Here is a 14,607-nt window from a genome sequence, read left to right as displayed (position 1 = left end):
ATAGCCATCATAGGCAGAAAACGACGTGAATCATACTCTCTGCCGAAAATCACGGGCGGGAATTCGGTGGTTTTAGTGGATTTTCCGCTGCCTGAAACAAGATTCTTTGCGGAACCTACATTGTCGCTGCTTAAAAATCCCCATATAGTTATCTGTGTGGGCTGCCGAACGTTATTCAGGGATGAATATTACCAGACCGCATTCAACCCAATCGTAGCGTCCCAAGGTTCAAGAAACCGGACCTGAACGTCTCGGAACACGCTACGTCAACCCGCTTCGGGTTGATCCTGCACAAGGGAATCAAACACAGGATCGGATATGTCCCAGCCAGATACCACGAATCAGACGACGAAAAAAAAGACCTCTTCAAAAAACCAGGAAAAGCAACGTGGATCCTCGGGCCGCATTTTCTTTGTCTTGTGTATTGGACTGTGCGTGCTGCTTTGGTTGGCACCGCTGATTATCTCCAACACCGGGATCAAAAATTCGATTCTGCCGCTGGTTCTCAAACGCTACCCGGGAGAAATCACTACCGGCGCGACCTCGCTGAGCTGGAGCCAACCGGTTGTCTTTCAAAATATCGCGTTCAAAGACTTTGAAGGCCGGGACCTTGTCCGCATTGATCAAATCGCCACAAAGAAAACGCTCTGGGAGCTTGCTACAGATCGCAAACACGTTGGCGATATCAACGTGGACGGCATCACCACGCTGACTTATGTGAACGAACACGGGCTCGCCAATCGAGACTTCTTGACGGCGATTCTGAAAAAGGGGACCAAAGAACATCCGGAAGGGGAGCCGGGAAAAGAAGAAGAAACCGCTCCCAAAACTGGCACCCAGCAATCGTTGACTCTGCATCTGTCCGATCTTGATCTGTGTGTCGTGAATGGTGATGAGGAAGAAACTCCGTATCTCACCGGCATGGCAATTACCGTGACCCGCCCCGAACAACGGACCGAACCGATTCTGGTCAAAGGTAGTTGGAAGCAACCAACGACGGAAAAAGGCGAACAGATCGACCCTGCCCAGATCGCATTCGCGGTGAGTCTCGTCAATTCCAAGCAACCGGATGCATCACGCTCGGGCACGCTCAAATTCAAAACGGAGTTCTTTGACCTCGATCAGTTAACACCGCTTGTCAGTGCGCTCTCGCCGGGTGCCCATCTGAATGGTATTTCCAATTCGGAAATGGAAATCAAATGGTCGGGCTCGAAAGAGTCGCCCCGTTTCGCCGTCAAAGGCAACTGGGAAGCGACTCCCTTTCAGTTCGCTGCTCCCGAGTGGATCGGCGGCGATCAAATTCAAAGCGAATCGGCGCAGGGAAATATCGATGTGATGGCTGCCAATGGTGTGCTGTACTTCAAAGACGCGCGCCTGCAATCGCAATTTGGTCAATTGGCGCTCCAGGGAAATCTCAACTGGGACGACCTGACCGACGATAGCAAACGCGAAAAGCTGGCCGGCTTACTCAACTCCCGGTTGAAGCTGTCCGGCAATCTGAATCTGGCAGAAGCCGCACGGCAGCTTCCCGAAACCATCCACTTAAAACCTGGTATGCAAATCACCGAGGGCACCGTCGATTTCCAGGTTTCCAACTATGATCCAGAGAAACCGGAACAGCCCCAGGGGCAGGATACCGTCTGGCTCGTGGGACTGAAAACATCCGACCTGACGGGCCGCAACGGGGGACGTGAAATCCGCTGGAAGCAGCCGGTCTCGCTATTGATGCAGATCGCACGCACTTCGAATTCGTTTGATATACAATCCTTGCGCTGCACGTCCGACTTTCTCAAACTCACCGGCAACGGCAATGCCGATCACTTAACGATTCATCTGGAAGCAAACCTGGACCAACTTTCCAACCGCCTGGAACAGTTTGTTGACCTGCAGGAAATCGCCCTCAAAGGCAAGATGGATGGTGAAATCAGTTTTGACATGACTGATCAAAAGTGGGAGACCCTTTCGTTTCTGCAATTTGAAAACCTGCAACTGGCGCTTCCCGACCGACGAGGCTGGCAGGAACCCTCACTCAAACTGACCGTTGAAGGCGCGGGCGAATCGGACGAAAAACAGATCCACGTCGATCGCTTCATCGTCACTCTGGTCGCCGGCGAAGATGCGTTTCAGGCGAAACTCGAACAACCAACCACCGTCAATCGAAAACGAGACGACTTCGTAAAACAGCAATTGCTGCCTTTCAAAATTCAACTGAAGGGGAAACTTGCTTCCTGGGCCGATCGGGTGCGACCGCTTTCTAAACAGGATTTGCAATTGACGGGCGATGTGCAATTCGCCTCTTCGGTTTCGTTTGGTGATCAATATATCGCGCATGAAAACACCACGATCAACCTGACCAAGGTGCGAGTCTTCACGCCGACACTCTGGATCGATGAACCACGGGCCGAAATTAAAACCGCCGGCAGTTGGGATCAGTTACATAAAACGTTGAAAGCATCCGAGTTTACCTATCGGGGTAGCGCCCTGGTCTTGAACGGGGAAAAACTGGAAGTTCAACTACCCCACGATGACATCCATACAACATCACTCATCGGCTCCCTCTCCTATAAATGCGACCTGCATCAGTTCACTCGCTGGTTTCAAAACCCGGCTGAGCCACCAGAGCAAAAATACTATGGTCTGGTCACCGGCCAGGCTAACGTGATTGTGACCGATTCGACCCGCATGGCAACCTGGCGGACCACGATTGCCGATTTCGCGATTGAGGCTCCCCTCAAGCAGACAGCAGATCCACAGAAGCAGACGGTCGCCAGCCAACGCAATCCCGGCTGGGCCATCAGTTGGCAGGAGCCGGAAATTCGTATCGAGGGCGATACACTGCAGGATTTGAAATCCGACACGCTGACGTTAAACCGCATGTCGATTCATTCCGAAATGTTGGATCTGAGCGCGAATGGGGAAATCCGCGATTTCAGCACTACCCGAGATGTCCGTCTGGCGGGCGAAGTAACATACGATTGGGAAAACCTGACGCCGCTGTTACGCAGCAAGCTGGGCCCCGACGTTGACATCGTCGGTAGGGAAACCCGACCGTTCAGCTTAACTGGGCCGATGGGAACCGCGCATGCGGAACGGATGCAGGAAGAGGTGCTTAACGTACAGCCACGACCGTTACTCCCCGACACGCGGCCTCTGTTTACGCCGACCGACCGTTATCTGGCCCTCAAGGGAGATGCCGGCATCGGCTGGGAAAAAGCCAACATTCGCGGTCTCACCAGTGGAAAAACAAATATCGAAGCCCACATCAAAGACGGGCAGATTCATATTTCTCCCCTCGATCTACAGGTGAGTGGCGGTCGCTTGAGACTGGCCCCCATCATCCGGCTCGATGTGAAACCGGCGGCGCTGGTCTTCGAGAAAGGAACGGTGATTGAGAACTTTGAATTCACTCCCGAAATGACGCGCAACTCGCTCCGTTTTGTGGCTCCGATGCTTGCCAACAGCACGAATATTCAGGGACAGTTTTCGCTGGGTCAGGAATTCGCCATCATACCCCTTGATGAACCCAAGCTGGGAGAAGCAAAAGGCACGCTGACTGTGAAGTCAACTCGCGTGAAACCGGGGCCTCTGTTTGACGCACTGTCAGATAAAATCAATCAGGTACTTGCCATCGTCAATATCAACCGAACGGGCAGACTGATCGACGCGGATTCCGTGTTTTTGCAGGTGGAAAATCAAGCCGTTCATTACCATATGATTGAAGGTCGCGTCTATCACAGTCCGTTCGAAGTACAGATGAAAGGTATCACGGTCCGCACCACCGGTTCGGTCGGTCTCGATGAATCGCTCGACCTGATCGCTGAAGTCAGTTTTACGAATATGCTTTCAGAAGACAAAGACCAACCAGTACTCAAATCGCTCATTGGTCGCCCGCTGCGACTGCCCATTGGCGGCACCTTGAAGAAACCCAAGGTCGATATGAGCAAAGTTGGTAACTACGCCAAACAGATGGGCGTGAATGCACTCGACGCCGTACTCGGCAGCGGCTTCGGCGAACAACTGCAGGGCCTGTTCCCCGAACGCACTCCAGAAGAAATGGAACGCATCCAGAAAGAGCGCGAGGAACGCAAAAAAGAACGAGACAAACGCCGCGAAGAGAAACGCCTGGAACGGCTCAAACGCAAACAGGGTTTGTGAAAAATAACAGATCCCGATGAGATAAAACGCACTCACAATTTGAGGAACGTAATCAGATGAAATATGACGTGCAGAAATTCATCATTCTGACTTTAATCCTGGTCTTGTTTCCAATCCCTGTACCAGCCTCTGAGCCGGACGAAGATGTATTGCAGGCAACAAAACCGCAATCAGCAACAATTACAAAAAAAGCAGATGGTGACCGCTGGCACAAGCTGCTCAACAAGTGGAAATCGGAACGCGACCGGTTAAAATCTGGAAGAGTGACGATCAAGGGAGACGAGGTTCTTTTAATGAATTCTCGTTCCGAATCTGGTGAGACAATAGAAAAACAGTTTCGAAGAAGCTTCCAACTGCAAGGTGATTTTGATTATGAATTGGGCTTTCAAAAATGGGTTGCCTCCAATTTCGGTGGATATAACAAAATCAACTGCAAGTGTCTTTTCGCCCCGGATGGGATCACGACCTGGTGCTCCAACAGCGAGCCCAACACTCGACCTAAACACATTAATATCTGGGATCTGGATGCAAAGCTCCCTTCCTACGCCATCTATTGGTATCCTCTCAGCGCGGGTTTTTCAAAAATTTATTCCGGCGGCAAGATTCCAGATGAACCTTACGGTCTCTGGTACAAAATACTGCGGAAACGGCAGGATGCAAATTCGAACGAGACCATTGATTTTTCCACAGACAAGGCCAGCGGTCTGACACGCGTCAAAATCAAAGCGCACTCTTCTGTGAACAATCGTCCGTGTATCATTATCAATGATTTGCTGTTCAACGAACAACAGGGTTGCACGTTGAAGTCTCACACACTCTGGATCTATCCGCAGGAAATTAAACAGCCGAAACATCCCTTTTCCGATGTAAGAGTAGAATGGGATCAAATCTCTGGTGTGTGGGTTCCTACTTCGGTTAGTAGAAGTAGCAGTGGAAGTAAACGCACAAGAGATCTGAAATTGAATTGGGATGCGATTAACGAACCAGTCGATGCCAATATATTTCTGATCGGGGCACCTGAAAATACCATCGTCGTTGATCTCAGGCAGAACACGAAGTGAGACAGTATTTTAAACAGCCCAGTATTATTTATATTACTTTGCATCACACAATTCATGAGCGGAATGGCGCGAGCCACCGTTTTTGAAACAGCAACCCCAACACAAAAACGGCGGCTCGCGCCGTGCCGCTCACAAAAAGAACAGATACATCAATATGCGTCGAATTCAATTCATAGGCCTGCTTTTGCTGATTGGCTTCTTTCAGCCGATTTCGCAAGCCGTAGCCGAAACCACTTTGATCAATTTTGGCAAGCAGTCTGAGTGGAAATATCAGGATAATGGCAAGGCATTACCGCTTGATTGGGTGCAGCCCACTTTTGAGGATGCGAAATGGCCTACAGGACCGGCGCCTCTTGGATATGGCGATACCGGTTTAAATACAACCGTCCGCTTTGGAGATGATTCGCAGAAAAAACAGATCACGACTTACTTCCGGCGTGCCTTTCAAATTGAAGATGCCACTAAGCTAAAGAAGCTCGTGCTGTTGATTCGCAGTGACGATGGGATTGTTGTCTATCTGAATGGAAAAGAAATCATTCGCAACAATCTTCCGGCCGGCCAAGTGACGGCTGAAACGACCGCAATCGAAGCGCTTGGCAGAGTTGTGGAACGGATCTATCAACGTTTTACTGTCAGTGCAGACAATTTGGTCTCCGGGACGAATGTGATCGCGGTGGAAGTGCATCAGGCGAATCCACGGAGTACGGATCTCTTTCTGGATTTGGTATTACGCAGCTATCAAGACGAAATAGAGTTGCGGCCGACTTTGACTCCAAAGGCGAAACCGGCCACCGTTGCTTATTACAGCCAACATTACGTCGCCCCGAAATTAAAAATCGTGGACGGTTATTTTGACGGCGGCCGGGGCATGCAATTCGATGCAGAGGGGCACGCTCGATCCAGGCGTGAATTGCTGATCGTGGACCGTAGCCGAGATGAGACGCTTAGAAAATATCTGGAATTTGCAGGGTCTGATGAAATTAAGGAACTGGAGCCATCCAAGCGAGCGTCTCGCCTGGCAAAGTATATCGACCAGAATATGACGCTTGAGAAAAATGATTTCTTCACGCAGAAGGCCGTCTTTCTGATGACAAGGGAGTATGGCAACGAAGGGGTGTTGATCGGCGATGTTTCTCGAATCTGTGGTGCCGGGGTCTGCCGCCATCGTGCCCTGCTCTTCAAAATCCTGGCGGATGAAGCAGGACTCGACGTGGCGCTGGTACGTGGGGATTATGGTGATGCACAGCGCAGAGAGGGGCATGCCTGGAACGAACTACATCTGAAAGATGGCAGACGTATCTTGATCGATGTCATGCAACGGCGCTTCGAGCTGCTCACTCCCGAAGGGAGTGAAGTCAGTCGCCGTTATCTGACGGTCGACAATAAGCCTTGGTATGGAAAACAGGAACCGAGTGATCAGAAACCTTAATCGCGGCCCCTGCATGAGGACCGCGATTCTCGTTGAAGTAGCAGTAAAAGAGGGCGGCTCTCTTACTGCTGATCGAGGATCTGTTTCAGTTCGCCCATCATCTCTTGGGAGCGGGTGTTGACGGTGTGCATGGCACGATCGACTTTGGATTGTGCGAGTTCTGGTTTGGCATCGATTTTCAACAGCGCCCGTGTGAACTGGTTGGCGGGGTCGGCGTCGATGTCGAACAGCCACTCGGAGAGGCCGATATCACGGAACATCCAGCGTTTGAGACCATGACGCGGACTGGCCAGGTGCATTGTAGGAGTGCCGGCTGCCAGAGCGACGATGCAGGAGTGCGGTTCCATCGAAACGACGGCAATGGCCTGTGCGTAAACCGAGGCAGCTTCGTCGACGTTCCAGAAGGGATCGCGATTCACGACATACGGCTTCACGTCTTCGGGTAATTTGTCGAGGATCATCGTTTTGGCGTGGATGATTTCTTTATTCACTTCGGGAGCGAGCAGCACTTTCTTTTTTGTTTTGCGGACCCAGTCGGTAATCATGGCCCGGAGTTTTTTCGTCCAGAGTTCGTTCTGTGCGAGATCTTCTTTGCTGGGGTTGGCAGGGTTCATCGAGGTGCTTTTTTTCGCGCCGATTTTGGGTGTGTTGCTGCGAAGCGTGACGGTGATGAATTCTTTGGGCTTGAGGTCGTGGGCTTTGAGCCAGGCGTTGGCTTTTGCTTCATCACGGACGTCGATGCCGAAACAGCCGTCGGGGCCAAACGAGAGCGAAGGCGACGTCACGCCGATCTTACGCAGGTAATAGAACGATTCGACATCGCGGGTATAAATCGCGGCGGCGCGAGAAAGAAGCTCACTCATCTTCTCTTCGTCTTCGGGGGCGAAGCCATCGAAGGATTGGCCGTAAAGACAGAAGGGTTTATTGGTCACAGTGCAGGCTTCGATGATGTAGATTGGCGGCGGCCAGAACTGGTTGAAGTGCATGCCCGAGTTGTAGAGGAACAGATCAGCTTCGTCGAACGCTTTCTGGAATTCGGGATTGTTGGCTTTGCCGCGGGCGTTCAGTCTGCCTTGAACGATCTCGACTTTGGGAAAGCGTGTTTTCAGCATCGCTGTGATTTCGTCTGTTGTTTTATGCAGCCAGAGGATCACCTTGACGTCGGGCAGATAGGTTTCCAGATAACGAAGTGTACCGGGGGTATGACCGATGTCGCCGATGTTGACGGTTTGCCAGCCGGACCGCATCAGAATGGTTTTCTGTTTGGGCTCAGCAGCCTGCGTGAACGAGCTTGTCCAAAGTGGCAGCGTGGCGAGCAGAGTTAAGCAGAGACGACGACTGATAGCAGGCAGGTGAGACACAGGTGAGGTTCCTCTGGGCGGGTCAGCTTTAGTAACAGACTTTTGAAATCAACGATGCTCCTCATCTTAACTGGCGATGGAAGCAGAAAACATTGGTTCTGAATTATTTAATATTGTTTTTTTGATGTTCGGCAGGTTGTGATATCTGAACTATTGATAAGTGCATTATTTTCGAGCACGGTTGGTCTCAGCAAGCTCTCTATCTCAGATGACTGAAGGATTTTCATCTCTGGGAGTTCTGCCCGGTGTGATAGAATACGTTGTCATGTTGCGAGGATGGTTGATTTTCTGATCCGGCTCTTCTTGGGCAGGCTGAGACTTGTAACAGACTTTGTGTTTGATCGTGGTGCGGTTCAATGTCAGGAGAGTCTATGATGCAGATTGGCGTGAGCAGGGCAAGCGGTTTCGGGCAGTTGAACAGCCCATGATTGCCAGTTGGTATTCAACGATCTCCCAATGAATGTCATTCGAAACGGTTTGAAAAATGGTGATCAAAAGAAAGCTTCAGAAACAGGTCAGGGGCAGATGTGTTTTAAACCAGCGGGTTTTATAGTGCAGGGATCATCACCGGGGGGAATCAGACAAGTAACGAGAATGGTTTACTCACGCGCGCGACGCAGGTAACACATTTTTGTGAGAAGTGGCTGGGAGTCAAGAGCGAATTGATCACCAGAAAAACGTGTTTCTGAATTAGATTCACTGAAGAAACGAAACAAAGGAGAATTCAATATCAACTGATGTCGTATTTTTTCAGTTTGCTGTAATAGGTGCTGCGAGGCATACCCAGCATGCGGGCAGCTTGTGCTTTGTTGCCATCGCATTCGGCGAGCGCCAGTTTGAGTTGCTCGGGTTCAGAAAGTTGCTGGTCAATATTCGTTTGACTGCCGGGAAATGTGATCACTTCGGCATTGGATAAAGGGAGCCGACGGACGGTTTCAGGAAGAACCGGTTTGGTTTCGATCACACGGGTGGGGAGACGTTTTTTCACTTCCAATAGATCGGCGGGGAGATCTTTGAGCGTGATCACTTCTTCTTCAGAAAGCACAACGGCGCGTTCGATCACGTTTTCGAGCTGCCGGATATTACCTGGCCAGGAGGCACGTTCGAGGACTTCGATGGCATCAGGATCGATGTGGCTAATCCGTTTGCCGAGGCGATGCGCGGTGCGTTTAAGGAAGTAAAACGCCAGCTCGAAGATGTCTTCACGGCGTTCGCGCAGTGGAGGCAGCGTGATACTGATGACGTTGAGGCGATAGTACAAATCTTCGCGGAACAGACCTTCGGTGATACGCTGTTCGAGGTTCTGGTGTGTGGCGGTAATCAGGCGGACGTCGACGTGTAATGTTTTCGAACCGCCGACACGTTCAAAGGCACGCTCCTGCAGAACGCGTAAGAGTTTGACTTGAGTATCGAGCGAGATGTCACCGATTTCATCAAGGAATATCGTGCCGCCGTTCGCCATTTCGAAGCGACCAATGCGGTCTTCATGGGCACCGGTGAAAGCGCCTTTGACATGGCCGAACAGTTCACTTTCGAGCAGACTGGGAGAGAGCGCAGCGCAGTTGACCCGTACGAGTGGTTTTTCGCGTCGAGAACTATTTTCATGGGCGGCTTGTGCCAGGAGTTCTTTCCCGGTTCCGCTTTCACCGCGGATCAGCACTGTGGATTCGGAGTTCGCGACTTTGCGTAATGTATCCATGACCGCGCGGATTGCCGGGCTATTGCCTTTGATCAGTCCGCGCTGAAAGTCGTGTGGATTCGAATGTTCAGAGATTTCCTGTGAGTTGGTCAGTTCGGCTTGCAGGATGGAAACGAGTCTGCGCTGGTCGTCAATTTTTTCGACCTTGATGCGCATTTCTTCGTTAAGGCGTCTCAGGTCCTGGTGAATTTTCGTGCTGTGCAAGGCGATGCTGGTGATCTGTCCCATGGCGTTCAAAAACGTCAGGTCTTCCGCTGAATAGGTGCTGGCTGCGGAGCGCTGGCCGAGTGCTACGAAGCCGGCAAATTCCCCATCCAGTTCGAGGTTATAGATGAAGTCAAACCCCAGCAGACGCAGAAGTTGCTGGGCGGGTGATGCTTCTTTCAACAGGCCGGTCGCGACGCGTTGAAAGGCAAGCTCGCCTTCAAGGACTTCGAGCAGCTCGGGACTACAGGGAACTGCTGAAGGAGAGTTTTCGATATGGAAGCCGGTCAACAGTTCGAACTGGTTCCGGTCAGGGTTGAGTAAATAAAGGGCGGCACTTTTGACCTGCAGAACTTCGCGGCAGGAGGTCAACATGCGATCGGCGATAGAGCGTTGGTCTCCCAGTCGGCCGACTGCCCGGTTCATTCGTTTGAGGGCTTTATCGAGTTGGTATTTCTGACGGAAGAAACGCCGGTCAATGAGTCTTTGAATCCGATCTCGTGACCAGAGCAGGAGAGAAATCGCAAATAACATCACCAGAAAGACAGAGACGGCCTGATTGGTGCTGGGAGTACGATTTAATTGTGTGCCTACGAGCGATCCTAGTGAGATCACGGTGGCGTAGACAATGGAAATGCCGGCACTCACGACATAGAAGAGCATGCCGCGGCTGATGATCTGTTCAATCAGCATTAATCGATAGCGAATGATGCCCACGACAAATGCGACCATGAAAGAGACGCTGGCCAGAAACATGGGGATGCCGGCACCACCGAGTGCAAACTGCGTGCGATCGAATTCTGCTATATAGAGTGAATATCCTACAGGGCCTGTTGAGACCAAACCGGCAAGGGCGATCCACTTCAATTGGTTACGTTCGTAGGCATTCTGGCTTTTGAAATATCCATAAAAGAGTGCCGCCAGGGTCATGAGATAATAGATACCGGCAACACTGATATAGGTATAAACGGTCCAACGCAGAACATTGACTGCCTGGAAAACCAGTTCTGGATATTCAATCTGGGCCAGATCTTTCTGGCCGGGATCAATCTGAGAGGTCCAGCGGAGGAAAGCCAGACACGCCAGGATCACGATCGTCGTGAGAACAGGGATTGAATAAACGGTTCGCAACAAACCCACCGGAAATTGAGCCAGCCAGGGAATCACGCGAGGGTAAGTAATAAAAAAGTGCAATGTGATTGCCGGGATGAGAACTGCAGCGATCACAAAGGGGATGTTGAGCATCAGCGAGCCCGCAATAATCCACCAGTTGTAACCGCCGATAAATGCAACGAGGGTGATGATGCCCATCATGAAGAAGATGCGTGTCGTCCGATCAAAAGGACGCATCCAGTAAGCGAATGCACCAATAGCCAGGATTACCAGTTCCAGAGCAAACCAAAGCAGAGAGATCGCGACATCTCCAGAAGGGATGGACTGAATTTGGATCCAGGCAGATTTCGCAGCTTGCTGCTCGATATTCCAATACTCAATTTTGATATATCGTCCGTCATTCTGAATTTCGACAATATTCGGGACGGGTAATTCCGTAGGGTCAGAATTGGGTTGTAACTGGCTGCCAGGTGGGAGCTTGTCATTGCGTAACGTACTGAGCACTTTCGAAAAATCGTGAAAGGTGCGAATGGGGTAATCCCCAATTTTGGTAAGGATGTCTCCCGTTTGGGGGGCTGGAAACGAGCCCGTCTTTTTAATCTCGGGAGTGGCTTTGATTTCGATGCCAGCTGGAATGGATTGGCCCGGTTGGGCTTCGACACTATCGAGCATCGCGCGTAATCTGAGATCGGGGCTGGTGGTAACAAATGCTAGAACAATCACACTATAGATAATCGCAAGAATACCACAGGTGAATAAGACTGCCCGTTCCAAGATCCCTTGCTTTTTCATAAAATGCATTCCTAAAGCAGGATTTGCTTTGCCGATAATAAAAGGTTCTTTATGTGTTGAAGACTCAAGTCAGCGCCGAAAAGCGGCGCCGAGAAGGTGTCGAGATCAGTAATAGAACATTTCGGCGCCGAAATTACAAGGATTAGTGTCGAAATGATCTCGATCGAGATCTTCCCCACTTTAGTAATTCTGTGTAAAATCACCGAAATAGTTGGAAATGAAGCCTGTTCGGATAATTTTCATCGAGATCTGAGAAAAAAGAGGCTGCCAAGACAAATATGCAGAGAAGTGGCACGCCTTATGCTCTGTTCATACTTCAGAAACTTGTTCGACAATCAACAAAATGGAGTTAACTGGTTCTTCGGAGCCCTTGATTGTGACTAGCTTTCTAAACCCAGCCTGGCCCTTAAGAAGGAATCTGGTCTGGACGGACATTATCCAGAAGGTCCCCCTGATTTGCGAGTTCTGACCCAGCACGCTCATCAGTTTCTGTGAAGTGCAAAATATACGATTTTCCGTCCTCAATTTACCGCCTTCTTAAGGGCTTTCTTTACGCGCTGAAGGTGCTTGTGCTTCAAGGCGATCGCGGCGGCAGTGGAAAGTCGTTTCAGCTGGTGATGGCCTTATCTGAGATGACCATAAAACAGCGTTGTGTTGTATTCAAACAGGACGCTTCCCTCCGTTTGGTATTCTGCAAAGATTTCCTGCAAGCGCGATATCATCGAGTCGTAACCCGGTTGTCCCTCATTCGGGCAATAGGACGAAGAGAGCAGCCTGCCTTTAAGTGCCTCGAAATCGAATGTTTGACTGTTGGGCAATGTGTGGGTGTGAAGCGGGTGAGGGGCGAAAAACTGCGTGAAGTCGGCATGCGTAATTTGTGTGTGGTTCACTTCCTGATAATCGGTAGCGAAGTCGAGGAGCATTTTTTCGTAAGCGACCAAAAACGGGGTTGTGTCCAATTTTCTCTCATTCCAGAGTAGAACGACCCAGCCTTGCGGTTTGAGAATCCGTTGAAATTCGAATTTGGCTTGCTCGTGGTCAAACCAGTGGAATGCCTGACCGGCGCTCACGAAGTCAAAGAGATCACCGGGGAGGTGTGTTTGCTCAGCCGTGGCGTTGACACTGTGAAAATGCGGGTTGTCTTTGAAAAACTTCTCTGCCGCCTGTCGCATTTCGGCATTCGGCTCGACCCCATAAACGGTGTTCTGGTTTTCGAGGAACAGCCGGGTCGAGATACCGGTGCCTGAACCAATATCAGCAATCAGTGAATCAGATGTTAAACCGCAGTCTGATTTGAGGAATTCCAGCACCTGAGCAGGGTAGTCCGGACGGTATTTAATGTAATTCTCAACACGGTCAGAGAAGCGGGATGTTGAGTCCTTCATGATTTGTCCTCGTAAAAACAAAAACGAACCCTGCAAGTGCACATTGGCATTTTGTTATCTATCATACCCGCCCAAGTTCAAATCAAAGGCTGGTCGAGCGAACTTTTTTGATTTCCGGGGGCTCTTTTTCAAAAGCCCAGTAGTTCCTGCCGGAGTAACTTTTAGAGAGGAGCCATTTTCTGTCTACTGCAGAGCTGTCCTGCTTCAGCAGCGCAAACAGGTCACTCAACACGGCGCGGTTACTGCCGTAGTAGGAGTGGCTCATGAAACTGGTATCGACGGCCGAGACATCAATCGTTTCGATGCCTTCCAGGATGAGTGGTTCGCGTGAATCGCCGGCTCTGCGTTCCTGATTCACCGCTTCGGATGCGACAAGCGCCACGTCTCCTGATCCGGAATAGAGGGTGACGCGATTTGACTGGGCAATAATCGCAGGAGCAAGTTCTTTAAACTCGGAGACACCCACATCGGGTGCGGCTAAGATCACGTTCTGAAATGGTTTTGTTTGTTGAAAGCGTTCCGGTAATCGGTTCATGGCCCGCATGACAACCCGGTTGCCCATACTGTGAACCATGATGTTAATTTTTGTTCCTTTGGGAACAGAGCTGGCTAAGTTCTCCAAAAACTGGGCCATCGGTTCGACGCTGGCGTTGGCGACTTGACCGTCGAGGAGATATTTTTCGACTCCTCCCTGTGAAGGCCAACTGTAGCAGACGATGGCACCGTTGAAAGGAAGGTCATTGGCGATTTGTGCTGCGCGCGTAACAGCACTGGGAAAGTTAACGTTAAAACCATGAATGAATACGAGCACATCTTTTTGCGGCGAACGCTCCAGCATCGAATTGAGGTTCTCAAAAAAAGGTGTTTCTGTCGTTGGTGTTAACGCGCTAATCTCGACCTGTCCTTCTGGCGCAGGAGCACCCTGCCAGAGGGTCTGGATCACTTTTGATTTCAAATCGCTATGGTTCCTGGATGAGATGCGGACCTGCCCTGTTCCGTAAGCCAGCGCCGTGCCAAACTCATTTGCGTAACCGGTTTCACCTCTGGCATTTGTTTCCTGCAGCCGATTTGTCGCGTATAGAATTTTCCAGCTTGTAAATTCATCGGATTGTTCTGCGGCGATAGGGTCCTTTAGCGAATCAGCATAGGATTCGACCAATTGCTGGGACAATGCCCCTGTTACTTTTCCAGTATAGATTAAATCCATTTTGGACTTCATCGTCTGGCAAGACAAACAGATACATGCGCAAAGACAGAACAACGCACAAAGGCGTAAGGGGAAAGGTTGCATTTCGGAGGTCTCCGAAGGGATAGGGAGGGTTGAGAGAGGCGGGAAGAGTACTGTTTATTTGAAACCAGGTGAACCCCAAAAAGAAGTGTGGACAGTTGATCATTTTTTGCGAAGGTG

The 14,607-nt window shown here is 50.5% G+C and carries 7 protein-coding genes; 3 read left to right on the top strand and 4 right to left on the bottom strand.

What is annotated here, in order from left to right; translation table 11 throughout:
• Positions 1-318: 318 nt before the first annotated feature.
• The 3 genes from AAC022_RS09040 to AAC022_RS09030 all read left to right on the top strand — a co-directional run bounded on the left by AAC022_RS09040 (position 319) and on the right by AAC022_RS09030 (position 6,645).
• Positions 319-4,155 carry a hypothetical protein gene (locus tag AAC022_RS09040; protein ID WP_339730259.1) on the top strand — a complete coding sequence of 1,279 codons (3,837 nt, stop codon included), beginning with the start codon at positions 319-321 and terminating at the stop codon, positions 4,153-4,155.
• A gap of 56 nt (positions 4,156-4,211) precedes the next feature.
• Positions 4,212-5,216, top strand: coding sequence for a hypothetical protein (locus AAC022_RS09035; RefSeq protein ID WP_339730258.1), 1,005 nt, complete (start codon positions 4,212-4,214; stop codon positions 5,214-5,216).
• A 154-nt stretch (positions 5,217-5,370) separates the two neighbouring features.
• The gene (locus AAC022_RS09030; protein ID WP_339730257.1) at positions 5,371-6,645 is read left to right on the top strand and encodes an EDR1-related protein; all 1,275 of its coding nucleotides are present in this window, start codon (positions 5,371-5,373) and stop codon (positions 6,643-6,645) included.
• Positions 6,646-6,707: 62 nt separating this feature from the next.
• Here the strand turns inward: AAC022_RS09030 and AAC022_RS09025 are convergent, their stop codons facing one another.
• From AAC022_RS09025 to AAC022_RS09010, 4 genes are all read right to left on the bottom strand, one after another.
• Positions 6,708-8,006: a polysaccharide pyruvyl transferase family protein gene (locus tag AAC022_RS09025; protein WP_339730256.1), complete on the bottom strand. Its 1,299-nt coding sequence runs from the start codon at positions 8,004-8,006 to the stop codon at positions 6,708-6,710.
• A gap of 730 nt (positions 8,007-8,736) precedes the next feature.
• The gene (locus tag AAC022_RS09020) at positions 8,737-11,814 is read right to left on the bottom strand and encodes a sigma 54-interacting transcriptional regulator (protein WP_339730255.1); all 3,078 of its coding nucleotides are present in this window, start codon (positions 11,812-11,814) and stop codon (positions 8,737-8,739) included.
• Positions 11,815-12,437: 623 nt separating this feature from the next.
• Complete coding sequence (locus tag AAC022_RS09015) at positions 12,438-13,199, bottom strand: class I SAM-dependent methyltransferase (RefSeq protein WP_339730254.1); 762 nt, start codon at positions 13,197-13,199, stop codon at positions 12,438-12,440.
• An 82-nt stretch (positions 13,200-13,281) separates the two neighbouring features.
• Positions 13,282-14,406, bottom strand: coding sequence for an alpha/beta hydrolase (locus AAC022_RS09010; RefSeq protein WP_339730252.1), 1,125 nt, complete (start codon positions 14,404-14,406; stop codon positions 13,282-13,284).
• Between the last annotated feature and the right edge of the window lie 201 nt (positions 14,407-14,607).

Origin of the sequence: uncultured Gimesia sp. (assembly GCF_963976445.1) — a bacterium.
GTDB lineage: Bacteria > Planctomycetota > Planctomycetia > Planctomycetales > Planctomycetaceae > Gimesia.
Note: the sequence above shows the minus strand (reverse complement) of the source record. Positions and strands in the feature narration are given on the sequence as shown.